The sequence below is a fragment of the Tissierella carlieri genome (genome assembly GCF_018917285.1).
GTDB classification, from domain to species: domain Bacteria; phylum Bacillota; class Clostridia; order Tissierellales; family Tissierellaceae; genus Tissierella; species Tissierella carlieri.
Genome location: NZ_JAHLOH010000043.1, coordinates 51,132 through 76,003, shown reverse-complemented (window position 1 = coordinate 76,003; position 24,872 = coordinate 51,132). Strand labels below are relative to the sequence as shown.

Sequence of the window (24,872 nt, the reverse complement as noted above, 5' to 3'; positions counted from 1 at the left end):
AATAGTCAAGCTATAAGGTCAAATTAAAAGTCCACAGTGTCTAGTTTAATTATAGCGGATAATTATAATAAAAAAGAAAGGAGAGTATGATTTTAGTCGTTGACTATATCATACAAGGTTCTTATGAAATATTTATTTATATGTTATCCAAAATGCAGTACCTGTAAAAAGGCTAAAAAATGGTTAGATGAAAATAATATAGAGTATGAAGAAAGAAATATCAAGGAGAACAGTCCCACTGAAAATGAGTTAAGAGAGTGGATATTTAAAAGTAAATATCCTATTAAGAAACTTTTTAATACAAGTGGCAATCTGTATAAGGAACTAGGTTTAAAGGATAAGTTGTTGGATATGTCCGAGGATGAAAAGATTATACTTTTAGCAACAGATGGTATGCTTGTTAAAAGACCTATTGTTATATGCGAAGATGATGTTTTGGTTGGATTTAAGGAAGATGAATGGAAGAGCGTCTTAGTATGATAATGATTAAGAATAATTTAATATAAGGAGAATTTATATGGAAGTCAAGAGATGTCCATGGGCAACAAAAGATTTAGACATTGAATATCACGATAAAGAATGGGGTAAACCAGTTCATGATGATAATCTATTGTTTGAAATGATTATATTAGAAGGTATGCAAGCAGGATTAAGTTGGACTACAGTTCTAAATAAAAGAGAATCAATGCGTACAGCCTTCGATGGTTTCAATCCTAAAATAATTGCTGAATATAGCATAGAGAAAAAGGAACAGTTATTGCTCAACCCAGGTATTATTCGTAATAAAGCTAAGATAAATGCCCTAGTAAGTAATGCACAAGCATTTTTGCGTATTCAAGAAGAGTATAGTTCTTTTGATAGTTATATTTGGAGATTCATCAATAATCGTCCAATAACAAATACATGGACAGAATTATCCCAAGTACCTACGACAACAGAGCTTTCTGATGCTATAAGTAAAGATTTATATGCTCATGGATTTAAATTTGTGGGATCAACAATTTGCTATGCTTTCATGCAAGCCATAGGTATGGTTAATGATCATATGATATGGTGTGAGCAATATTCCAAATGTTAGTTTTATCATTAAAATATTATTAATTTAGGGTTTTCAGGAGGCAAAGTGAATGAAATTCAGATTTCAGTATGATTGCTCAAATATAGAGTGGGAAAATGTAGTTGAGATATTGAAAGCAGTTGGAATGGCTAATTATGACAGAGATATTCATAAGAAGGCTTTTGAAAATAGCTATAGAGTTGTATTCGTTTTTGATGAAGAGAAGTTAATTGGATTTGGCCGTACAATTTCCGATGGAGTCTATCAAGCTGCAATTTATGATATAGCAGTATCCCCTGAATATCAAGGAAAAAGTATAGGAAGAATTATTATGAATAAGATTTTAGAAGGAGTTCCCAATTGCAATTGTATTTTATATGCTTCACCTGGGAAAGAATCTTTTTACGAAAAATTCAATTTTAAGAGAATGAAGACGGGAATGGCACTGTTTAATAATGCTCATAAGATGAAAGAAAAGGGCTTCATAGAATAACCTCATTAGAATAGGATATGTAAATACTTGAATATATGTAATAATGGATATAAGAATAATAATGGAGATGATAATATGAAAGATTATAAATGTACAGTATGTGGTTATACCTATAGACCTGAAAGAGGAGATAAGTTACATGATATAGTGCCTAATACTGCTTTTGAAGATTTGCCAGAGGATTGGAAATGTCCTACTTGCAATCAACCTAAAATGGCTTTTGAAGAAATAAAATAGGCTATATATGATTGAGGAAGAAGGGAGAAAAAATGAAAATAAGAAAAGGCATATTTAATATAAAAATGGTTGTTATTCTAATGATACTAATGATACTGGGAGCTGTAGATAATAAGTCATTAGCTGCAAGCACTATTAAATTAATAATAGACGGGAGAGATATATCTTCTTCAGCAGCTCCAGCAGTGAGAAACGGCAGAACTTTAGTGCCTGTACGTTTTATATCAGAAGAATTAGGAGCAAAGGTTACTTGGAACAATGATGATAAGACTGTTAAAATTGAAAAAGATAATAAAACAATAGTTTTGAGGATAGATAGTTATTTAGTACAATATATAGATGGAGACGAAAGATATTTTTTATCGGATACTCCACCTATAATAATAAATGGTAGCACCTATGCACCACTACGCTTGGTAGGTACTGCCTTAGGTGTTGGTATCGAATGGGATGGTACTAACAGTGCTGTCAAAGTAAGCTCTAAAATCAAATCCAGTTTTCAGACTTTTTTTCAAGAAAAGATTTCGACAGTTAATTCAGGACAAGCTGTTAAGGGAAAAATGGATTTACAAATTAAAGCGTCTAATAGTATGCCTAAAAATGGTGTAGAAATAAAATATTTGCTATTAGATCCTAAAACTGCTAGGGGAAAAGTTATAGCTAGAGGAAGTAATTTGACAGGAAAATATACATGGTTACCAAGTTTAGATGATAACGGAAAGAAGATTCTTGTAGCTGCTATTTATGATAATAAAGGGAATTTTCTTTCAGGTGATTCTATAATTGTAAATATTGATATATTACCTAGTATATCCTTAAATGGAGTAAAAAATGGACAAGTGATAGATGGCAATATATCTTTATCCGCTAATATTAATTTTTTGGCATCTTATGTAAAATATGAAATAATTAATTTGAATAAAAATAAAACCAATTTAACAACGGAGTTAGATCCATGGGGACCATATAATTGGTCGCCTATGGTAGATGAAAGTGGAAATTATTCAATTAAAGTCATTGCGTATGATGAGAATAATAAAGGTTATTCTAGCGAATACATTAATGTTAAAGTCCAAGTTCCATATAAATTAGGATTCTCAGGGGTTACAAAGGATATGACCATAAATAAACCAGTTAATCTATCTGCCACTAGGAATTTTAATGTTACTGAAACAGAATATATCCTAAGAGATCCAAATACTGGAGTAGAAGAAGTACTTAAAAAGCAAGGTTATGGAAGTTATAAATGGTTTCCAGGTCCAGAGTATTCAGGTACTAAGGAACTTCTAGTTAGAGTAAAAGATACTTTAGGAATAATTCATCAGACACAAGGTATCACGGTTAAATTATCTGGAAAGCCTAATTTAATTCTAGAAGGCGTGGGACCAAAACAAGTAATTACATCAGAAGTAAAATTAAAAGCATTGAGTAATGTTGGAATAGCTAGTGTGGATTATATTCTAATAAACTCAGCTAAAGGAACAAAAAAGGTCTTAGGGTCTGGGCAAAATCCTTCTGTAGAATATAAATTTGTACCTACTAAAGAAATGTTAGGTTATAGTCATATTAAAGCCATGGGCTTGTATAATGGTAAAATTATTGAGAGTGAAGAAATTCCAATCAAAATTTACTTGGGAAAAGTTTATGGACCAAAACCAATTGTTGCTAAAGATAAGTTTTTAGGAGTGGCATCTAATTTAGCAAAGGAATCTTGGAAGAATACAGGAATGTCTGCTTCGTTACAAACGGCACAAGCTATACTAGAAACAGGATGGGGACAATCTGTACCTGTAGATAAGTATACTGGTAAATTTTCTAATAATCTCTTTGGAATTAAAGGAAAAGGAACAGCGGGATCTGTTATATCCAATACATGGGAAGAATATAACGGAACTAAATTTAGAATTGATGCTGAATTTAGAGCTTATAACAATATCAATGAAAGTTGGGCAAACCATAAAGAGTTGCTTCTCAAAGCTGAGAGATATGGTATTTTTAGAGAAGTGATGCATAATAGTACTCAAGGAGCTTGGGCATTAAGAAGGGCAGGATATGCAACAGATTCTGGATATCCTATAAAGTTAATGAATATAATAAAACAATATAAATTAGATGAATTAGATAAGATAGGTATATAGAAGGGATGGATTACTCCATCCTTTTTATATGTAAAAAATATAGGAAAAAAGAAGGAATTTTTAAATTTATATAGAATAGATTAAATAGGCTTAATAAAATGGGGTAAGGGGGAGAAGAATTTGTCTCAGGATTATAATAAACCTTGGGAGAGTCCAGAGTCTAAGAATAATGATAATGTAATGACTATTGGAGAATGGATAGGGGTACTAATTATACTTGCTGTTCCCATCCTAAATATATTAATGTATGTTTTATGGGCATTTAGCAGTGGAACAAATAAAAACTTACAAAATTTTTGTAGGGCAACTTTAATAATAGCTGCTATTACAATTGCATTTGGTATGTTAATTGGTGGATGTTCATATATCTAAAGATTAAAATAGATAGAAAGGAAGGAAAATAAAATGAACAAGGTATTAATTGTTGTCGATATGCAAAATGATTTTATAGATGGGGCATTAGGTACAAAAGAGGCAGTTAATATTGTCCCAAATGTAATTCAAAAAATAAAGAAATTTAAAGGTAAGGTAATATATACAAAGGATACTCATAACAAGGATTATTTATCTACTCAAGAAGGAAAAAAGTTGCCTGTAGAGCATTGTATAGAGGGTACACCTGGATGGGAATTACATAAAAATATTCAAGAATTAATCGAAGATGCTCAGACTAATATTTATAATAAAGATACCTTTGGTTCAAAGAAACTAGTCCAAGAACTGATAGAAATAGATAAAAAAGACAAAATAGAAGGAATAGAGCTAATAGGTCTTTGTACTGACATTTGTGTAATTTCCAATGCACTTCTAATCAAGGCATTTCTACCAGAGGTGAAAATATCAGTAGATGCAAAGTGCTGTGCAGGAGTGACTCCCGAAAGCCACCAAAATGCCTTAAATGCAATGAAGATGTGTCAAATTGAGATTACAAATTGAAAGGATGGATTACTCCATCCTTTCTAATATAACCTTAGTAACCTTTTCAGGTATTCCAATAGGTTCCACTATTATTTCTCCAGTATATTCTTTAGATTCTAATAATCCTTTTTTAATTAGGTGGAAGGTAATAGTCTTATTTGATTTAACAGAAATGCCAAGGATTTCTCCTGTATCTCCATCTAACCCAGAAGGAATATCAACTGAAAGAATATTATTGGAATAATGATTGATTAAAGAAATTACCTCTTTATAAATATCTTCAACATCTCTAGTTAGTCCAATTCCGAATATTGAATCTATAGTTAAATCATTTTTTACTAAGGATTTTTTAAGAATTTCTAGCTCTTTTTCTCCAGTTATATGAATAAATTTTAGCTCCATGTTTTTAAGTATATTTAAATTAATGTTAAAATCCTTGGTTCCTTTGTCTAAATTACCAACAATAAATAAATCCACATTTTTTCTATTTATTATAAGATGACGAGCTATAGCCAGACCATCTCCACCGTTATTCCCAACTCCGCATATTAGGGTAATACTGTTCATCCTATCTAAATCAATATTATCTATTACTCTGAGAGCAGCATTCTCCATTAGAACTATGCTGGGAATGCCAATTTTCTCTATGGCGTAGAAGTCCATAGCTTTCATTTCTTCACAACTAATTGCAAGCATAAGAAACACGCTCCTTTCAAGATTATTATATATCTTATGGGGAAGAGTAGCAATAATACATAATCGATGTAGCATATTCTATTTTCTATTGATATATAATTTATAAGGCGTCAAGGTATGATATCAACAACTGGGATCATAGAGAATGTACGTTGACAATATTTTGTAATATTGGTAATATTTAATCAACTATAGACTTTAGGGAGGGATTAGATGTATATTTTTCCAGAGAATCTTTATACAGATGTAAGATTAGAAGATACTTCTATCAGTGAAATTACCTACCAAAATGGGGAGCTAAGACAAAATCTAAGAAGAAATCATAAAGGGGGATTCATTAGAATATTTGATGGACAAAGGTGGTACTACAGTTCAACTACAGATACAGATAATATTCAGGAAGAAATAAATAAACTTGCACTTATGGCTAAGGAAAATAAAAAAATTAATGAAAATCCTGTAGTTGAAAAATTTGAGATTAATACGGAAGAATTTCTACAATTTAAAGAAAATGATATATTAAATATAAGCCAAGAGGAAAAACTTAATCTTTTGAAGTCATATTTTTCAATTATAGAGGATACACAAGAAATAAAAATGTGGAGGGCAATATATATTGACCATAAAACTACAAAACAGTTTTTTTCAAGCAAAGGTGCGGATTTAAAATTTGATTATCAGACATGTGCTGTTGCATTCAGATATTCTCTAAATGTAGATGGCAAGACTCTAGATAGTAGCTATGATAAGACTACTATAGATTTTAATGAACTTAAAGCATTGCATGAGAAACTTAAAGATAAGATAGATAAAGATATTATTTATACTAAAGGTGCTAAGCCTATTAATCCAGGTAAATACACTGTTATATTCTCACCTATTGCAACGGGAGTATTCACTCATGAAAGCTTTGGACATAAATCTGAAGCAGATTTTATGGTTGGAGATGAAACCATGATGAAAGAATGGACTATTGGTAAAAAAGTAGGAGTAGATAATCTATCTATAGTTGATAGGGGAGATATTCCAGGAAGTGGATTTGTTCCTTTTGATGATGAAGGTACTAAGCATAATAAAACTTATTTAATTAAAGATGGAATTCTTTCAGGCAGGCTTCATAGTAGTGTAACAGCTGAATCTCTTAAAGAGAATACAACAGGTAATGCAAGAGCGTTGAATTTTGAGTTTGAACCTATAGTGAGAATGACTACCACTTATATTGAAGCTGGAGATAAAACTAAAGAAGAACTTATCTCAGAGGTAGAAGAAGGTATATTAGTTGAAGATATAAAACATGGTTCAGGTATGTCTACATTTACCATGGCACCTAGTATCGCTTATATGATAAGAGACGGAAAGATTGCAGAGCCTGTAAATGTTGCAGTTATTAGTGGAAATGTAATGGAGACTTTATATGAAATAGATGGCATCTCAAAAGAAATAGAAATTCTTTCTTTCTCATTGGGAGGTTGCGGAAAATTTGAACAATGGCCACTTCCAGTAGGTATGGGAGGTCCTTATATTAGGGTAAAAAATATTACGGTACAGTGAGGAGGGATTTCTATGATTAAAGAAAAATATATTAAGAATTTAAAGGAAATAAGTATAAATATTCTTCAATCAAATATAAAATCTGTAAGGAAAAAAGATATTACTAAAACAGGGTTTAGAGTATATGAAAATGGATTTGTTGGTATCGCAGGAGCTGTGGGAAAAGTAGATGAACTTGAGCTGGAAAAAAGAGCAATTGAGAATTTAAGGCTTGAAATACCGTACCCTTACGAGCCATCCACTAATCTTGTGAAAAAAGTAGACTATAGAAAAGAAACATTGTCTCATGAGGAATTTGTAAAAGAAGTAGAAGAATTACTTGAAATATTAAAGAAAGAATTTCCAGACTTCATTTTTTCAAATAATATCTATATCAAAGATTTTGAAACTAAATTGATAAATAATAAGGGGATCGATTTAACTCATATAGATAGAGTAGTTGTAGCATCAATTGTAATAAAAGAAAAGAATTCGGTGAATGTATTTGATGCTCTTTCAACCTATATAGATAGGGAATATAGCAGAGATAAGATTTTAAACAATATAAGGGGAATGCTAACAGCTTATAAGAACAAGATTGAGCTACCTTCTAAAGGAAAACAGCCTGTAGTCTTTATAGCAGATGATGGACTTACTTTAATGAAGATAGTAGAGGAAATGAACGGATATAAGGTGGGCACAGGTGCTTCATTGTTTAAGGATTTCATAGGAGAGAAAAAATTCAGCGATAAATTTACATTATATCAAAGTGCAGAGGAAGAAGAGTTATCGGGAGTTGAGTTTTTTGATGCAGAGGGTGTAGTAAATCCTGACTATAAATATACTTTAATTGAAAATGGAAGAATAATAACCCCATATACAGATAAAAAAACTGCATCACAATTTAACTTACCGCTTACAGGAAGTGCATCAGCAGAATATGATAAGGTTCCCTCTTTGGCACCTAGAAATCTTGTTGTAAAATCTAGCGATAAAACTTTAAAGGAATTACTAAATGGGCAGCTGGGCATAGCAGTTCTAATAGCTTCTGGTGGAGATTTTACCCAAGAAGGAGTATTTGGGACACCTGTTCAATTAGCATTCTTAACTGATGGAGAAAAACTATTAGGACGACTTCCTGAACTTACTATATCAGGTGAGCTATATTCAATGTTTGGTGATGATTTCGTTGGAAAGTCTCAAGACAAATTATTAGGACAAAAGGCTATAGTGTTTAACTTAGATGTGGATTATATCTAAAAGAATGTAAAACTAATATTGATGCAATAAAGTCTATTCTTTATAATAAGGGATAGGCTTTATTTATTTGCTTTGAAAACAGTATAGATTTCATAATATTTTATTTTTTATGAGAGTTCTATAGACTTCTTAAAATCAACTAGTGTTCAAATTTAACGTATATTCTTTTCCTGCCGATATATAATTTATAGGATAGGAGAAGGGGGTTGATCATATGAGAATAACAGGGAGTCAATTTAAATTTAACAATCTTATGCCAAATAGCAAACGAAATATAGGATTTAAACCTTGGAATAGTAAGACAATTACATCAGGACAAAATATATTTGGATTTAATATAAAACAAAATAAGGATAAGAAAGTAGATAATGGTGGAAATATAGGAGATATGATGAGTAAGAAGATTAGAGATGATATAATTGCAGATAAAATTGCTAAAAAGATTGCAAGAGGTGAAAATATTACAGCAGAAGAAAGAGCGATGCTTATGGAAATGGCACCCGATAAGCTTGAAAAAGCGATGCAAGCAAGTAAAAGGCGAAAAGAAATAGAGAGCAGAATAAAAACTGCTAAAACTAAAAAGGAAGCCAGGGAAATAATATTACAGGCTAGGGTAGAAGCAAAGATTGCCTTTGACAAAATTGATAAAGTCTACGGTGAATACTTTATGGAAGCAGTAAATAAGATTGAAGAAGATTATAGTAAAAAGAATATAAAAGACAATGATGATATTACCAAATTGGCCACAGATAAAGAAAAGACTAAAGGGATTGATATTAAACTATAGGAGATAAAGAATATATAAGTAAAACGAAGAACCTCTTCACTCACCACTATAGTACAGGACTCATATTATATATAGAATAATAAAAAAATGGTGGTGAGAAGATGAGTGAAAATGGATGTTTAACTCTAGGGATGAAGGCCCCAGATTTTACTGCGATGTCAACCTTTGGTCCTATAAAATTATCTAATTATGCAGGAAAATGGATAGTGCTATTTTCTCATCCAGGAGATTTTACTCCTGTATGAACCACAGAATTTATTGCTTTTGCAAGGCAATATGATTCTTTCGTGGAGAGAAATACACAACTTCTAGGAATTAGCTTAGATGGAAATCCATCACATCTTGCGTGGGTTTATAATATTTATCAAAATACGGGAATTCAGATTCCTTTTCCAATAATAGCGGATAAAGATATGAGTATCTCTAAAATGTATGGAATGATTGCTCCAAGTGTAAGCACAAATACTACAGTAAGAAATGTGTTTATAATAGATGATAAACAGATTATCAGGGCAATACTCGTATATCCATTGACCAATGGAAGATATATACCTGAGATAATAAGGCTTTTAATAGCTTTACAGACAACTGATATGTATGGAGTAGCAACTCCAGCAGATTGGCTTCCAGGACAGCCAGTAGTAGTACCAGCACCTACAACTTATGAAGAACTTCTTAGAAGGGTAAGTGGTGAAGAAGGATATTATTGTGTTGATTGGTATTTGTGTTTTAAGAACATATATTAGATAAATGAACAATAGTCTAATAGTTTTGCATATTCTACAAAACTATTAGACTATTGTTATCTCTCCATCATAAGGTTTCATCATAGATTTTAGAGTATCTAAATTTCTAAAGTTTATATCTAGCCAATATTCTTCCATTTCCTTAGGTAAAATTACAGGCATTCTATGGTGGATTTTTTTCATATCCTCATTAGCATCTGTAGTTATTATTGTAAAAGATTCTTGTTCTTGACCATTTTTATCTCTAAAAATATTATATAAGCCAGCTAAGGAAAAGATATTTTCTTCTTTAACGGAGATTCTTCTTTTAATCTTCTTTCCATCTAAATTTTCCCATTCAAAGAAACTAGTTGCAGGGACTAAGCATCTCTTGTTATAAAAGGAATTTCTAAACAATGGTTTGATATCTACTGTTTCAGCTCTTGCATTTATTATAGGTTTTTTAGTAAACTCAGGCATAAATCCCCATTTCATCATTGATAATTGAATATTATCTTTATTTATTACAATAGGAACTGTATTTGTGGGGAATATTTCATCTGGTAATTTAAATTCCTCCATGTTTTTTATAGCTTTATATCTTTCTATTAATACATCTATACTAACATCTAAAGAAAATCTACCGCACATAACATCACCTAACTTTTCTATTTTATAATGTTATCTTATATTATACCCATAAAATTAATGAAGATATAGGATAAAAGAATGATATAATGAAAAATAATATATTGTAGCTTATTAAAGAAAATTGATATTGACGTAGCTACTATAATAGAGATAAACTAGATAAAAATACAATGAAAATATATTGAGAAAATAATAAGGAGGAATATAGTGGCTGAAGTAAAATATGAAATAAAAGAAAACTTAGGAATATTATCAGAATCAGCAAAAGGCTGGACAAAGGAACTCAATTTAGTATCATGGAACGATTATCCTGCAAAATATGATATAAGGGAATGGGACCCTGATCATCTAAAGATGGGAAAGGGAGTCACTTTTTCCGCAGAAGAGCTAAAGAAGCTTAGAGACATATTAAATAAATTAGATTTATAACTAAAATATAATTGTATAAAAAGGATGGATTTAATTCCATCCTTTTTATTTACTAAAATACTAATATATGAGAATTTTGGGTATAGGAATATCATAGAATAATCTTGTGGGGAGGAGAGATTGAATGGATTTAAAGAAAGAATCTTTAGCATTACATAAAGGCAATAGAGGTAAATTAGAAATCAAAAGTAAAGTTCAAATAAAAGATTATAAAGATTTAAGTATAGCATATTCACCAGGAGTGGCAGCTCCATGTACTGAGATAAAGGGGAATTTAGATTTAGTATATGAATATACTAATAAAGGGAATATGGTGGCAGTAGTGACTGATGGTTCTGCTGTATTAGGGTTAGGGAATATAGGGGCCCAAGCAGGATTACCTGTAATGGAAGGAAAGGCTATTTTGTTTAAGACCTTTGCAGATATAGATGCAATTCCTATATGTTTGAAAAGCCAAGAGATTGAAGATATTATCTCTACGGTAAAAAATATATCTCCTACCTTTGGTGGAATAAATTTAGAAGATATCTCTGCTCCTAGATGTTTCGAAATAGAAGAAAGGCTTAGAAAAGAACTAGATATACCAGTATTTCATGATGACCAACATGGCACGGCAGTTGTAGTTTTAGCCGCTATAATAAATTCTCTAAAAATAGTAGATAAAAAGAAGGATAATATATCCATCGTAATAAATGGAGCTGGCGCTGCTGGGATTAGCATAGCTAAGCTGCTAATGGAGGATGGATTCAAAAACATAATTATATGTAATAGAAAAGGTATATTGGAATATGATGATTCTTCTTTAGACAGATATAAAAAAGAAATAGCTAAAATAACTAATCCTAAAAAAGTGAAAGGAGGCTTGAAAGAAGCTTTAAGGAATGCTGATATTTTCATTGGAGTGTCAACCTCGAATATATTAGTGAAAGAGGATATTGAAAATATGAATAAGGACCCAATAATACTTGCTATGGCAAATCCTAATCCTGAAATAATGCCAGAAGATGCAAAAATAGCTGGTGCAAGAATCATAGGTACAGGGAGATCTGATTATCCAAATCAAGTAAACAATGTTCTAGCTTTCCCTGGGATATTTAAAGGTGCATTAAATGTACGTGCAAGAGATATTAATGAAGAAATGAAGTTAGCGGCAGCTTATGCTATTTCTAGTGCTATTAAAGAAGAAGAGTTAAATGAAGAAAATATTCTTCCAAATATTTTCGATAAAACAGTCGTAGATAAAATTGCCAAAGCTGTTTCTAAGGCGGCTAAAGAAACAGGTATGGCTAGAATATAGATTTTATTATAAGGGGGATTTTATGAGCTATATTGTAAGAGAGGTAGAGAATTTTTTTAAAGTTATTAAACTAAAGGAATTTAGAAAGACAGAGGGGGTTGCTTTTGATATAATGGGAAAATCTATGGTTCCAAAGGTTGATGCCATAGATAGGGTATTACATAGGAGAGGAGCTATTTCACCTGGAACAGTTGGAGAAGTAGCAAGACCTTGGTATATGCATCCACATCAAGAAGATAACTTATTTGTACTTCATGGAAAAAGGTATGTAGAGTTATATACTAAAGAGCATGGAAGGATAGAAAAGTTTATAATTACTCCAGATTATATAGAACATAATGGTGAACTTATAGTGGAAGGCGGTGGATTAATTACTTGGACAACAAATGTATTTCATAGGATAATAAGTGGAGAAGATGGATCAGCCTCCATAAACTTAGCAACTCATCTTGAAGGATTTGATATAAGAACAAACTTTAATATTTATGATTTGAATGAAGATACTGGGGAGTATCGATTAATTAGGGAAGGATATAAAGATCAAAAATAGAAAAAATAAAGAATGAGTCATGAAAAATGACTCATTTAATTTTGTCTTTTTCTTTTTCTATCTATAATAAGTCCAGAGAAGGTATTACCTATAATCATTGATAATAGCAGCATTACTGAAATAATTCTAGCCAAGTCTGCAAATCCAGTGTTTTCAGGACTGTAAAGAGTAAACATATATACAATCAGTATTATTCCAATATATGATGGTAAATATAATATTAATTTATTCATAGTAAATTTTGTAGCAACATAGCTATAGAGAACACCTATTGTCATGGATACTAGTAGAATCATAATAAGTTTTTTCATCTAATATTATCTCCATTTCCTAGTAATTAATATATTAAATATTTTCATATTCTCTTTTTAATATTCCCATAAACAGAGTATCTGTATACTTTCCATCTGTAAAGAAATTTTCCCTTATTCTGCCTTCTTCCTTAAACCCACATTTCTCATAGCAACGAATAGCTCTTTCATTATAAGATCTTACTTCTAAATCTAATTTATGAAGGTTTAGCCTATTAAATGCAAATTCTTGTATCAATTTAATAGCTTCAGTTCCATAACCTTTACTTAAATTATCCTTAGTACCTATTACAATACCTAAGGTACCGATTCTATTAATCCAGTCGATTTTTATTAAGTCAATTTGTCCAATATATTCTTCAGTTTCTTTTTCTGCTATAATAAAACCTTTGATATTAGAATTACCTTGTAACATAGAACTTAAGAAATTTTCAGTTTCATTTAAAGTGTGTGGATATAGAAATATATTACTTAAATATTTTGTGATTTCAATATCGTTCACCCATTTTCTTATACAAGTTAAATCTTCTTTTCTATACTCTCTTAACATAATTCTCTCACCGATTAATCTAGCCAATATACCCACTCCTTATATTTTTTATCGTATATTATATCACAAAAGAGCATGATGACAATATAAAATTTCTTGCATAAATTCAGTAATTATTATAGGATAATATAAAATAATCCTTGAGGTGAAGAAATGGAATTACTAAAACAAAGAATAGTTAAAGATGGCACACTTAGAGAGGGTAATGTTATAAAGGTAGATAGCTTTCTCAATCATCAAATAGATATAGATTTATTAAATGAAATAGGCAAGGAATTTAAAGCCAGATTTGCATCGGAAAAAATAGATAAAATCCTTACTATAGAAGCATCAGGTATAGCAATAGCCGTTATTGCAGCTCAACATTTTAGAGTACCTGTAGTCTTTGCAAAGAAAACAGATTCAAAAAACTTAGATGAGAATACATATGAAAGCTCTGTATATTCATATACAAAAGATAAAACTTACACTATAAGAGTATCTAAAAGATATTTAAATGAAGGAGAAAATATATTGATAATAGATGATTTTCTCGCGAATGGAAAGGCTGCTGAAGGTCTAATAGATATAATAGATAAAGCAAAATGTAATACTGTAGGTGTAGGTATTGTAATAGAAAAGGGATTTCAAAAAGGTGGAGATAAGATAAGAAAACAGGGAATAAAGCTAGAATCCTTAGCTATTGTTGAATCAATAAATAATGGAGAGATAGTTTTCAGATAATAATAATACTTCAAAAAAGATCAGTCTAAAGGAAAAGTTAGGCAGATCTTTTTTATTTCAATAATTAGTAGGACACAATTCCTACTTTTTTTTAAATATGATATAATTTATAAGAAATTTATATCTTTTTAGGACAGATGTCCTTCATTATAATATGAACTTTATTATATACTTTAAGGAGTGGGACTTTTGCATATAATTGAAATTATTGAGTCTAATAGGGCTATAAAAAAGATGTTAAGAGATTGTCCATATGAAATCTTAAGTAGATGGGAATTCAAGGAATATTCTAAGGGACAGATAATCTGTTATCAGGATATGCAATATGAATACTTTTATATTATAGTTAAAGGTTATGCTAATATATCTCTAACTGCAGAAAATGGTAAGAAGTATTCTCAAGCTATTTATAAAAAAGGAGATTATTTTGGAGAGTTAGAAATTTTTGATAATAAACCTTATATTTGTTCTATTGAGGCTTTAACTGATATCCAAGTAATTTGTATAAGCAGAGAACATTTTTTAAAATGGATTGATAAAGATAGACATTTTTCTCTGCATATAACTAGAACATTATGTGACAGCTTTTATAAGCTATCAAGATTAGCAGGAGAAAATACGTTGTACTCCTTAAAATATAGAATATGTAATTACCTGCTATATAGATTAGATTCAGGAGTTAAATCTAGTGTTGGGATAGAAATTGAAGTAGATAAAGAGCAGCTAAGTGAACGGTTTGCGGTTACATCTAGGAGTATAAATAGGGTACTTCAACAGCTAAAAGAAAGTAAGATTATAGATGTATCAAGTAATTCTATTAATATTATTGATATAGAAGGGTTAAAGAAAGAAGAAATTTTAAGTAGAAAAGAATAACTATGTTAGTAAAATCGAAGGAAGTCGATTTTATATAATAAAATTAATGAGGGGGAGTTTTCCTTGAAAAAGAAATTTATAATTCTACTAGCAGTAATGCTAATGGTATCTGGAGCATTAGTTGGATGCAAAAAAACTGATGATTCAGGTGCAAAGGATGTACCAGCTGCTAATGATACGCCAGCTGTTGATGATGTAACAAAAGTGGGATTAGTATTAGCAGGTGGTTTAGGTGACCGTTCATTCTATGATTCATCCCATGAAGGTGTAGAACAAGCTAAAAAAGATTTAGGCATTGAATACAAAGTATATGAATGTAGAAATGATGCATCATTATTAAATGATCAATTAGTACAAGCTTCACAATATGCTTCAATCGTAGCAGTAGTGGGACATGAATTCTATGATGCTGTACAAGAAATTGCAGAGGAGTTTCCAGAGGTTTCTTATATATATGTAGATAATGAAATTGAAGGAATTGACAATCTAATCACTGTATCTTATGCAGAAAATGAAGGATCATTTTTAGCAGCTATGCTTACAACAGAAACTTCTATAGAAGGTATAGATGAGAATAAACTAGTAGGTATGGTTGGAGGAAGGGATATTCCTGTAATCAGAAATTTCCAAGCTGGCTATGAAGCTGGTGCAAAGTATATTGATCCAGAGGTAGAAGTTAAGACTTTATTTGCTGAAGACTTTGAAGACCCAGCAAAAGGTAAAGAAAATGCAACAACTCTTTATTCAATGGGAGCAGATATCGTATTTCAAGTAGCAGGAAAAACTGGTGAAGGTGTGTTTGAAGCTGCTAAAGAAATGGGAAAATATGCCATAGGAGTAGATACTGATCAACGCCATATAAATCCTGATGTTATAGTTGCTTCTATGGTTAAAAAAGTAGGAAAATCAATTTATGAAACCATAGAAAATATACAAAATGATAAAATAGAAAAAGGTAAAGTAGTTTATTATGGTTTATCCCAAGATGGTGTAGAAATGGGATATGGTACAGACGATATGGCTCAATTTGCAACAGAGGATATGAAGGCAAAGCTTGAAGATATTAAAGCTAAAATCATCAGTGGAGAAATTAAAGTACCGACAGGTAAATAATGTAAAATGGAGAAGTGGCTATCTACTTCTCCATTTTACAATAGTTATATAAGATAGAGAGGTGACAATTTAAGTGGATGAAAAACTTTTAGAGTTAAGAAATGTATCGAAGCAATTTCCAGGAGTATTAGCCAATGATAATATAAATCTTAACATAAGAAAAGGAGAAATTCATGCTATTATTGGAGAAAATGGTGCTGGAAAATCCACATTGATGAACATATTATATGGACTTCATCAACCAACTACAGGAGAAATTTATTTCAATGGTAATGCTGTAAAGTTAACTAGTCCTTTAGATGCAATAGGACTAGGAATTGGTATGGTACATCAGCATTTTATGCTGGTACCCTCATTCACTGTGGCAGAAAATATAGTATTAGGTATAGAACCTAGAAAGAGTAAAGTGTTTGTAAATAAGGAAAAAGCAATCGAAGTTACAAGAGAATTATCTAAGACTTATGGTCTAATGGTTGACCCCATGCTTAAGGTAGAGTCCTTATCTGTTGGAATTCAGCAGAGGGTTGAGATATTGAAAGCACTTTATAAGGGAGCAGATATATTAATTTTAGATGAACCTACAGCAGTTTTAACCCCACAAGAAACAGAGGAATTATTTAAGGTTATAAGAAAATTAGTGGATGAATTAGGTAAGACAATAATAATAATTACTCATAAGCTTCAAGAGGTGTTATCCATATCTAATAGAGTAAGTGTTATGCGACAAGGAAAGATGATAGGCACTGTAGATACTAAAGATGCCAATGAACAAATATTAGCAGAGATGATGGTAGGTAGAGAGATATTATTTGATAAATTAGATAAAAAACATACTGAAAAGAAAGAAGTATTGCTAGCAGAGGGATTAAGAGCTAGAGACAACAGAGGTCTTTTAGCTGTAAAAGATATTAATCTTAGCTTGAAATCTGGTGAAATACTTGGAATAGCAGGAATAGAAGGAAATGGTCAATCTGAACTAGTGGAAGTACTGACTGGACTTAGAGAGAAAGATTGTGGACAAATTTTTATCAACGGAATAGAGTATTCAGATAAATCTCCTAGAGATATAAGAAATCTAGGAATTGCTCATGTACCTGAAGATAGATTGGCTATGGGAATGTCTAAGGACGCAACTATTTCAGAAAACATACTTATGGGGAATCAGTATAAAGAACCTTATGCAGTCAAAGGATTGCATTTAAATAAATCAAAGATTAGAGGAAAAAGTAAAGAATTAATAAAGAAATTTGATATAAGAACTCCTTCAGAGGAAGTTTATGCAGGGAATTTATCTGGGGGAAATATGCAAAAAATGATTATTGCTAGAGAATTCTCTTTTAATACTCCTGTATTAATTATATCCCAACCTACAAGAGGAGTAGATATTGGAGCAATTGAATTTATTCATAGCCAGATAATTGAAAAGAGGAATGAAGGTTGTGCTATTTTATTGATTTCAGCAGAGTTAGATGAAATATTTAGATTGTCAGATAGGATTATGACCATTTATGAGGGAAGTATTACTGGTGAATTCAATGAGGGAGAGGTATCAAAGCAAGAAATAGGCCTTTATATGACGGGAAAAAATATGAGTAGCTGGAGAGAAGGTGTATAGGATGAAAAAGATATTTGGAAAAGAAAATTTAGAATATATAACTTCACTTTTTATATCTATATTTGCTTCATTATTAATAGGTGCTTTAATTATGATAGCAAATGGAAGAAGTCCCTTAGTAGGTTATAGTGCTTTATTACAAGGAGCATTTGGTTCAAAGTATAATATAGCCACAACCTTTGCTAAAACCGTTCCATTAATATTGACTGGATTGGCAACTGCCATATCTTTTAGGTCGGGCATATCAAACATTGGTGGGGAGGGGCAACTTTATTTAGGTGCATTTGCTGCTGCTTATGTAGGTATAACCTTTACCAATTTACCAGGGCCTATTGGCATAATCTTAGCAGTTCTTGCAGGAGCTGTTGTAGGAGGAATTTATGCATTTTTTCCTGCTCTATTAAAGGTAAAGTATAAGGTGGACGAGGTTATTACCACAATAATGTTAAATACAGTGGCCACATTATTTACTGCATATTTGGTTAATTATCCATTTGCTGCATCCCAAGGTAAAATGGGAGGGACAGAAATCATAGCAGAGCAGTTTCAACTATCTCGATTAGTGAAGCTATCTAAATTAAATACTAGTATATTTTATATGGGTATCATCGCCATAGTTATCTATTATTTAATGGAGAAAACTTCCTTTGGATATGATTCCAAAATGGTTGGACAAAACAGCTTATTTGGAAGATATGGAGGAATAAAGGATAAGAAACAAATGGTAATAGCCATGGTAATATCAGGAGGGCTATGTGGTATTGCTGGAGTATTTGAGGTTGTTGGAGTTCACTATAGATTTTTACAGCATATATCTCCAGGATATGCATTTGATGGTATGTTAATAGCTCTAATAGTAAGAAACAATCCTATAGGAGTAATATTAATGTCCATATTCTTTGGCGGTTTAAAAACAGGTTCCATTTCTATGGAGAATGCTACAGGAATACCATCAGAATTAGTTCTAGTGATTCAATCTATAATAATTCTATTTATTGCTGGGGAATCAGGATTCAAAAATATCTATAAAAATTGGAGATTGAAGAAAGTTGCTCAAAGGAAGGTAGGTGAAGAAAATGTTTAAGGAACTTTTCAATCTAGCATTAGTGCAACATACCATAAGAACTGCTACACCACTTATTCTAGCTGCATTAGGAGGATTACTTACTCAACAAGCAGGAATACTTAATATAGGTATGGAGGGCATGATTCTCCTAGGAGCATTTTTTGGTGTAGTAGGAAGTTACTTCTTTGGTAGTGCCTTTGCTGGAGTAGCTTTAGCAGCCTTTATAGGTCTATTGATAGGATTGATATTTGCATTATTTGTTATAGATCTAAAATCAGATGAATTTGTAATAGGTATAGCTATCAATATTTTCGCAGGAGGACTAACAGTATTTTTATTAAGAAGCATATTTGGAGTTAAAGGAGCTTTTTCTTCACCAGATATAATACCTTTACCAAGATTGAGCTTTCCATTTATAGCAAATATTCCCTTATTAAATACTATATTTAACAATCATACTATATTTATTTATATTAGCTGGATTTTTGTAATACTGACTTATATATATCTATATAAGACTCCACAAGGTATCTGGTTACGTGCGTCTGGAGAATATCCAAAAGCACTGGAGACAGCTGGAATTAGTCCAAGAAAAATGAAATATATTAGCTCAATGGCTTGTGGAATATTATGTGGCTTAGCTGGTGCTCACCTTTCTTTAGGATATTTAACCCTATTTACAGAAAATATGAGTGCGAATAGAGGGTTTATCGCCTTAGCGGCAATAATATTTGGTAAGGCTAATCCAATAGGCACTTTTTTTGCAGCTTTATTATTTGGTTTTTTTGATGCTTTAGGTACTAGATTACAAGTAATAGGAATTCCTTCTCAATTTACTCAAATGATTCCTTATTTAGCAACTATATTTGCATTAGTTATTGTAACTAGGAGACAAGTAGCGAAAATGAAGAAAAATAGTGAAGGGGTAAAGAGCATTGAAAGTTAAAAGATATGATGTAGTCGTTATAGGTGGAGGAATAGGAGGATATTATAGTGCTAGAGCTTTAAAGAGAGAAGGAAAGGCTGTAGCTATAATAGAAAAAAATTCATTTGGAGGTACTGCTCTTAGATGGGGAGCATTACCTGTAAAAAAGGTATTGGATTCATTTAAAGGTATAAAAAAACATGATCATACTGAAATAAAGAAAACTAGGGAATATCTTATAAAAAAATGGGACGAAGATTTAAGGAGATTAGAGAGTAAAATAAAAGATAATCTATTGGAAGATAAGATCGACATATACTTTGGAGATGGTGAATTTCTAGACTCAGAAACCTTTAAATTGAGAGAGGATGTAATAGAGACTGAATATTTTATCATTGCTACAGGAAGTGAACCTGCTAGTATAAAAGATATTGTAATTGACGGGACAAATATAATAACTCACAGAGAGGCTATAGATTTAAAAAATATGCCTAAGAGTATAACTATTTTAGGTGGAAATGTGGAAGGCATAGAATTTGCAGCTTTATATGCTGAAATGGGAGTAGAGGTTACCATCATAGAAAAAGAAAACAATATTCTATTTGAGAACGATGTAGATTTGGTGTATCCCATAGAAGAACATCTTAAGTCAAGAGGTGTAAGGATACTAAAAGGGATAGGTGCTAAAAATGCAGAAGTAGGTCGGACAGGTGTAAAAGTATTACTTGATGATGGAAGAATGATTTCAAGTGAAAAGGCATTGGTCACATTTATGAGAAAACCAAATTTTCCGAGAGGGATTGAGAATACCAATATTAAGATCAGTGAAAATAAAATTATAGTGAATGAGAATTTATTAACTGATGAAAAAAATATTTTTGCTATAGGTGATATTAATGGGATTTTAGGAATGGCTCATGTGGCTGTTCAACAGGGTTTGAAAGTAGCAGATTATATTTTAAAAAACATCTCAGTAAATATATCATATGAAATTTTGCCTAGGGCAGTATTCACATTACCAGAAATGGCTGGAGTAGGCAGGCAGGAGTGGGAGTTAAAAAGAGATAATATTCCATATAAATTAGGAACTTACTCATTTAAAGATAGCTGGAGAGGTTGGGCAAGAAGCATAGAAGAAGGCTTTGTGAAAATCATACTAGATGAAAATAATAAAATTTTAGGCATATGGATGGTAGGCGAAAATGTATCTGAATACATTGGATTAATGGGATATTTGATAAAAGAAGAAAAAACAGCAGAGGAAATATTATCTAATTTAGTCATTCATCCTAGTTTGACAGAATCCATATTAGAAGCTTTGATCGAATCAAAAGATAAGAAGGTGATAAAATGAAGCAACCTCATATATTATGTGAAGATAAGGATATATCAGAATATGTAATACTGCCAGGAGATCCAGCGAGGGTGATGAAGGTTGGGGAATTTTTAGACTCATATGAGGAAATAGCCTATAATAGAGAATTTAGAACTATAAGGGGATATTATAAAGGTGTACCTATAACCGTTACTTCTACTGGAATAGGTGGGCCATCTGCTGCAATCGCTATAGAGGAGTTAATATCTTGCGGGGCAAAATATCTTATTAGAATTGGTTCAGCAGGAGCAGTTCAATCAAATATCAAACTAGGAGATTTGGTTATTTGCTCTGCGGCAGTAAGAGAAGATGGAACTACGAATATGTATATTTCACCAAACTATCCAGCAGTGTCAGATATTAAACTTACAAATTTAATTATAAATACATGTGAAGAATTAAAATATAATTATCATTATGGATTAGTTAGATCCCATGATTCCTTCTATATTGATGAAGAAGATGAAATAATGGAAAAGTGGAGTAGCAGAAATATATTGGCATCAGATATGGAAACAGCATCTTTATTTGTAGTAGGGCAACTTAGAGGTGTAAAAACTGCTAGTATATTAAATAATGTAGTGGAATATAAATCAGATATAAAAGAAGGCATTGTAGATTATGTTATGGAAGGTGTAGGACCAGTAGAAGGAGAAAAAAGAGAGATTATTTTAGCATTAGAATCCCTTGTAAAAATCCACAATCAAAAATAAGAATTATGAAAAATTGATATTAAAAAATCTTCTTATGAAACATAAGAAGATTTTTTAATTCATATATTTGAGAAATATAAATCTTACTAGTAGAGTAAAATGGGATTGTCAAAAAAGTAATTAGCTTATAATGCTAAAAACAGGGTATCACTATATTACTGTAATATATAAAAGGGGGACTTTGTATGAGTATTGGGAAGCTAATCAATGAATATGGAAAAGAATTTTCTCCATATATGAGAGGGTTGGTAAATCATTTACCTATGGCACAGCTAGCTCTATATCAAATGACTAAAGACTTTGAGAAGGTAAAATCCTATACTGAATCATATGTGAAAATAGTTAATATTGATCTAATCAAAAAAGAATATCCACAGTGTAATTCCTTTGAAGAATGTCTTGGGAAAAGAGAACTATATGAATCCTGCTTAGAACTTGTAAAGAAAGAAATACAGAAAAAGAACATAAATGAGGTTATAAGATATGTACTTAATACCTATTCTTTAGGTATGTCATCTGGCCTTTTTCACGCATTAATTAGAGTAGCTTATGCAGTAGAAGGGTTAAAGATTGAAGAAGATTTAGTTGATGAGGTTGCCAGATCTCTAGCTTATTATATTACTACTTATAGAGAGGCAGATTTATTTAAAAGGAAAATCAGTGGTTTAAAAATTATAGAAGAAATGGATGGCATAATGAATAATTCACATATAAGAGAGTTACTAGAATCTAAAAACACAATGGGGCGAAAGATAAGGGCACTCTACGATGATGAAGAGTATCTTAAATTAGGCTTCGTTATTGATGGGAAGGAAGAGGAAAAAGTAAAAGCTTTGCTTCATATACTATTACCATCCTTCATTAAATCTGGAAGCATAGTTATATTACATTGTATAACAGGTTTACATGCTCTAATAGTACTTAAAGAATACTATGATAATTTTGAGAATGTCTTAGATATTCTAACTACTTGTATCATTACTCATTTGCTAACACAAGACGATTTGTCGTTCATTAGCAAAAAAGATAGGATTATAGATTTTTCATGGAATAATATAATTAGTATGGGAAGAGAATCAACAGATGTTCATACTCTAAAACTAACCTATAGTTGTAGTCAGCTTTCTAAGCTATATGATATGATTGAATTGAAAAAAGCAGCGAAAAAAAGAATTCTAATGACTTAATAAATAAGTAACAAAAACGGTGCCAGGCACCGTTTTTGTTACTTATTCTTTATAAAATGTCGATATTTATATTCTTACTTGATGGTATACTTTCTTACCTTTTCTAATCATTATTTTTCCATCTTTGAAATCATCTAAGGTAACTTGCTTGTCTATGGAGTCTACTTTTACATCATCAATGGTGATACCACCTTGCTCTACAAGCCTTCTTCCTTCACCGTTAGATTTAGTAAGTTCTAGTTCCTTCAATAGGTCAAGTATTCCAATGCCTTTTTCAAATATAGCCTTATCCATTTCTGTAAATGGAATGGATCCTTCTTCCATTCCTCCTGCAAATAATGCTCGAGCTGCTTGTTGAGCTTTACTAGCTTCTTCTTCTCCATGAATCATTTTAGTTACTTCAAATGCCAATACTTCCTTAGCTTTATTGATCTCTGATCCTTCTAAAGCTCCCAGCCTTCTTACTTCATCCATTGGTAAGAAAGTAAGAAGTGCCAAGAATTTTTCCACATCTCTATCATCTACATTTCTCATGTATTGATATAACTCATATGGTGGTGTTTTCTCTGGATCAAGCCAGATAGTACCAGCCTCAGTTTTACCCATTTTTATTCCAGCTGCTGTAGTTAACAGCTTAAATGTCATGGAATATACTTTATCTTGCTCTAATTTCCTAACTAATTCATATCCTCCAAGCATATTAGACCATTGGTCACTTCCGCCTAATTGCAGCTTACATTTGTGGTTTCTGTATAGATGTAAAAAGTCATAGGATTGCATAAGCATATATCCAAATTCAAAGAAAGTTAGGCCCTGCTCCATTCTATTTTTATAACAATCAAATGTAAGCATTCTATTAACTGAGAAGTGAACACCTATTTCTCTCATAAAATTAACAAAGTTTAGATCTAATAACCAATCTGCATTGTTTACTATTATAGCCTTTCCTTCACTAAAATCAAGGAAATGACCTAATTGTTCTCTAAATCTGCTTGCGTTGTAGTCGATGATTTCCTTAGTCATTACCTTTCTCATATCAGCTTTACCTGAAGGATCACCTATCATCGTTGTTCCTCCACCAAGTAGGGCTATAGGTTTATGGCCATGTTTCTGCATATGCATCATAACCATGATTTGTAGGAAATGTCCTAAAGTTAAGCTATCGGCAGTAGCATCGAATCCAATATAGAATGGAACAGATTCTTTGCCTAGTAGTTCTCTTAAATCTTCTTCATAAGTAGCTTGATCTATATATCCTCTTTCTTTTAGGACATCAAATACATTTTGCATAAATATCCCTCCTAAATTAATAATTATCATTTCCCGCAGTTTCGCAACTCAAATCTATTTACTCGCTATCTCTATCTACCCCGTAGGGTATAATTCAGTAGTGTCCGATAGGACCTACGCTTGTATAGATTTGGTGCCCATTGCGTTTGACCTACTAAAGCTCACTATCGTTTGCTAAGTTAGGTCATCTTCCGCAGTCTCACTGCACAAATTCATTTGCTCATTATCATTCGCATGAATTTGGCGTTCGTTGCGTTTGACCTACATCAACTCACTATCGTTCGTTGTGTTAGGTCATAAAAAAAGGGCTTCATCTCATCTAAAGGACGAGAGGAAACCCGTGGTACCACCTTAATTCGC

Annotated in this window: 28 protein-coding genes; 23 read left to right on the top strand and 5 right to left on the bottom strand. The window is 31.6% G+C overall.

Going from position 1 to position 24,872, the window contains the following annotated elements; all coding sequences use genetic code 11:
* The first annotated feature begins 123 nt into the window (after positions 1-123).
* The 7 genes from KQI38_RS15010 (at position 124) to KQI38_RS14980 (ending at position 4,861) form a co-directional block, all read left to right on the top strand.
* On the top strand, positions 124-480 hold the full coding sequence (locus KQI38_RS15010; RefSeq protein ID WP_216560875.1) for an arsenate reductase family protein: 357 nt from the start codon (positions 124-126) through the stop codon (positions 478-480).
* Between the two features lie 37 nt (positions 481-517).
* A complete protein-coding gene (locus tag KQI38_RS15005) occupies positions 518-1,078 on the top strand; it encodes a DNA-3-methyladenine glycosylase I (RefSeq protein WP_216560873.1) in 561 nt (186 codons plus the stop codon).
* A 49-nt stretch (positions 1,079-1,127) separates the two neighbouring features.
* Positions 1,128-1,550 carry a GNAT family N-acetyltransferase gene (locus KQI38_RS15000; RefSeq protein WP_216560872.1) on the top strand — a complete coding sequence of 141 codons (423 nt, stop codon included), beginning with the start codon at positions 1,128-1,130 and terminating at the stop codon, positions 1,548-1,550.
* A gap of 75 nt (positions 1,551-1,625) precedes the next feature.
* Positions 1,626-1,787, top strand: a complete 162-nt coding sequence (locus KQI38_RS14995; protein ID WP_216560871.1) for a rubredoxin — start codon at positions 1,626-1,628, stop codon at positions 1,785-1,787.
* A gap of 32 nt (positions 1,788-1,819) precedes the next feature.
* On the top strand, positions 1,820-3,925 hold the full coding sequence (locus KQI38_RS14990) for a stalk domain-containing protein (protein WP_216560869.1): 2,106 nt from the start codon (positions 1,820-1,822) through the stop codon (positions 3,923-3,925).
* A gap of 120 nt (positions 3,926-4,045) precedes the next feature.
* Entirely contained in the window at positions 4,046-4,297 is a 252-nt protein-coding gene (locus tag KQI38_RS14985; RefSeq protein ID WP_216560868.1) for a hypothetical protein, read from the top strand.
* A 33-nt stretch (positions 4,298-4,330) separates the two neighbouring features.
* Complete coding sequence (locus KQI38_RS14980) at positions 4,331-4,861, top strand: cysteine hydrolase family protein (protein ID WP_216560867.1); 531 nt, start codon at positions 4,331-4,333, stop codon at positions 4,859-4,861.
* Positions 4,862-4,870: 9 nt separating this feature from the next.
* On the opposite strand, the gene KQI38_RS14975 is transcribed toward KQI38_RS14980, so the two are convergent.
* Complete coding sequence (locus KQI38_RS14975; RefSeq protein WP_216560865.1) at positions 4,871-5,539, bottom strand: NAD(P)H-hydrate epimerase; 669 nt, start codon at positions 5,537-5,539, stop codon at positions 4,871-4,873.
* Between the two features lie 213 nt (positions 5,540-5,752).
* Here KQI38_RS14975 and KQI38_RS14970 point away from each other — a divergent pair, with 213 nt between their 5' ends.
* The 4 genes from KQI38_RS14970 (at position 5,753) to KQI38_RS14950 (ending at position 9,862) form a co-directional block, all read left to right on the top strand.
* A complete protein-coding gene (locus KQI38_RS14970) occupies positions 5,753-7,090 on the top strand; it encodes a TldD/PmbA family protein (RefSeq protein ID WP_216560863.1) in 1,338 nt (445 codons plus the stop codon).
* 12 nt (positions 7,091-7,102) lie between these two features.
* Positions 7,103-8,329: a metallopeptidase TldD-related protein gene (locus KQI38_RS14965; protein ID WP_216560861.1), complete on the top strand. Its 1,227-nt coding sequence runs from the start codon at positions 7,103-7,105 to the stop codon at positions 8,327-8,329.
* Positions 8,330-8,543: 214 nt separating this feature from the next.
* On the top strand, positions 8,544-9,116 hold the full coding sequence (locus KQI38_RS14960; protein ID WP_216560858.1) for a hypothetical protein: 573 nt from the start codon (positions 8,544-8,546) through the stop codon (positions 9,114-9,116).
* 101 nt (positions 9,117-9,217) lie between these two features.
* Positions 9,218-9,862 carry a peroxiredoxin gene (locus tag KQI38_RS14950; RefSeq protein ID WP_308524452.1) on the top strand — a complete coding sequence of 215 codons (645 nt, stop codon included), beginning with the start codon at positions 9,218-9,220 and terminating at the stop codon, positions 9,860-9,862.
* A gap of 45 nt (positions 9,863-9,907) precedes the next feature.
* On the opposite strand, the gene KQI38_RS14945 is transcribed toward KQI38_RS14950, so the two are convergent.
* Positions 9,908-10,492: an SOS response-associated peptidase gene (locus tag KQI38_RS14945; RefSeq protein WP_216560854.1), complete on the bottom strand. Its 585-nt coding sequence runs from the start codon at positions 10,490-10,492 to the stop codon at positions 9,908-9,910.
* 207 nt (positions 10,493-10,699) lie between these two features.
* Here KQI38_RS14945 and KQI38_RS14940 point away from each other — a divergent pair, with 207 nt between their 5' ends.
* From KQI38_RS14940 to KQI38_RS14930, 3 genes are all read left to right on the top strand, one after another.
* A complete protein-coding gene (locus KQI38_RS14940) occupies positions 10,700-10,921 on the top strand; it encodes a YdbC family protein (protein WP_216560852.1) in 222 nt (73 codons plus the stop codon).
* A gap of 124 nt (positions 10,922-11,045) precedes the next feature.
* Positions 11,046-12,218 carry an NAD(P)-dependent malic enzyme gene (locus KQI38_RS14935; RefSeq protein ID WP_216560850.1) on the top strand — a complete coding sequence of 391 codons (1,173 nt, stop codon included), beginning with the start codon at positions 11,046-11,048 and terminating at the stop codon, positions 12,216-12,218.
* 22 nt (positions 12,219-12,240) lie between these two features.
* Entirely contained in the window at positions 12,241-12,768 is a 528-nt protein-coding gene (locus tag KQI38_RS14930; protein ID WP_216560848.1) for a hypothetical protein, read from the top strand.
* Positions 12,769-12,803: 35 nt separating this feature from the next.
* Here the strand turns inward: KQI38_RS14930 and KQI38_RS14925 are convergent, their stop codons facing one another.
* Positions 12,804-13,079: a hypothetical protein gene (locus KQI38_RS14925; RefSeq protein ID WP_216560846.1), complete on the bottom strand. Its 276-nt coding sequence runs from the start codon at positions 13,077-13,079 to the stop codon at positions 12,804-12,806.
* A 34-nt stretch (positions 13,080-13,113) separates the two neighbouring features.
* On the bottom strand, positions 13,114-13,656 hold the full coding sequence (locus tag KQI38_RS14920; RefSeq protein WP_216560844.1) for a GNAT family N-acetyltransferase: 543 nt from the start codon (positions 13,654-13,656) through the stop codon (positions 13,114-13,116).
* A 126-nt stretch (positions 13,657-13,782) separates the two neighbouring features.
* Here KQI38_RS14920 and KQI38_RS14915 point away from each other — a divergent pair, with 126 nt between their 5' ends.
* The 9 genes from KQI38_RS14915 (at position 13,783) to KQI38_RS14875 (ending at position 23,222) form a co-directional block, all read left to right on the top strand.
* Positions 13,783-14,352, top strand: coding sequence for a xanthine phosphoribosyltransferase (locus KQI38_RS14915; RefSeq protein ID WP_216560842.1), 570 nt, complete (start codon positions 13,783-13,785; stop codon positions 14,350-14,352).
* Positions 14,353-14,541: 189 nt separating this feature from the next.
* Positions 14,542-15,228, top strand: coding sequence for a Crp/Fnr family transcriptional regulator (locus tag KQI38_RS14910; RefSeq protein ID WP_201259913.1), 687 nt, complete (start codon positions 14,542-14,544; stop codon positions 15,226-15,228).
* Between the two features lie 63 nt (positions 15,229-15,291).
* Positions 15,292-16,341, top strand: a complete 1,050-nt coding sequence (locus tag KQI38_RS14905) for a BMP family lipoprotein (protein WP_216560840.1) — start codon at positions 15,292-15,294, stop codon at positions 16,339-16,341.
* Between the two features lie 73 nt (positions 16,342-16,414).
* Positions 16,415-17,956, top strand: coding sequence for an ABC transporter ATP-binding protein (locus KQI38_RS14900; protein ID WP_216560836.1), 1,542 nt, complete (start codon positions 16,415-16,417; stop codon positions 17,954-17,956).
* A 1-nt stretch (position 17,957) separates the two neighbouring features.
* A complete protein-coding gene (locus KQI38_RS14895; RefSeq protein WP_216560834.1) occupies positions 17,958-19,040 on the top strand; it encodes an ABC transporter permease in 1,083 nt (360 codons plus the stop codon).
* On the top strand, positions 19,033-19,968 hold the full coding sequence (locus KQI38_RS14890; RefSeq protein ID WP_246565874.1) for an ABC transporter permease: 936 nt from the start codon (positions 19,033-19,035) through the stop codon (positions 19,966-19,968). Before KQI38_RS14895 ends, KQI38_RS14890 begins: the two co-directional genes overlap by 8 nt.
* Positions 19,958-21,301, top strand: coding sequence for a dihydrolipoyl dehydrogenase family protein (locus KQI38_RS14885; RefSeq protein ID WP_216560830.1), 1,344 nt, complete (start codon positions 19,958-19,960; stop codon positions 21,299-21,301). The genes KQI38_RS14890 and KQI38_RS14885 overlap by 11 nt, the downstream gene beginning before the upstream one ends.
* A complete protein-coding gene (locus KQI38_RS14880; protein ID WP_216560828.1) occupies positions 21,298-22,035 on the top strand; it encodes a nucleoside phosphorylase in 738 nt (245 codons plus the stop codon). The genes KQI38_RS14885 and KQI38_RS14880 overlap by 4 nt, the downstream gene beginning before the upstream one ends.
* A 185-nt stretch (positions 22,036-22,220) precedes the next feature.
* Complete coding sequence (locus KQI38_RS14875) at positions 22,221-23,222, top strand: questin oxidase family protein (RefSeq protein ID WP_216560827.1); 1,002 nt, start codon at positions 22,221-22,223, stop codon at positions 23,220-23,222.
* A 66-nt stretch (positions 23,223-23,288) separates the two neighbouring features.
* On the opposite strand, the gene tyrS is transcribed toward KQI38_RS14875, so the two are convergent.
* A complete protein-coding gene (gene tyrS / locus KQI38_RS14870; RefSeq protein WP_216560825.1) occupies positions 23,289-24,512 on the bottom strand; it encodes a tyrosine--tRNA ligase in 1,224 nt (407 codons plus the stop codon).
* Positions 24,513-24,872 lie beyond the last annotated feature (360 nt).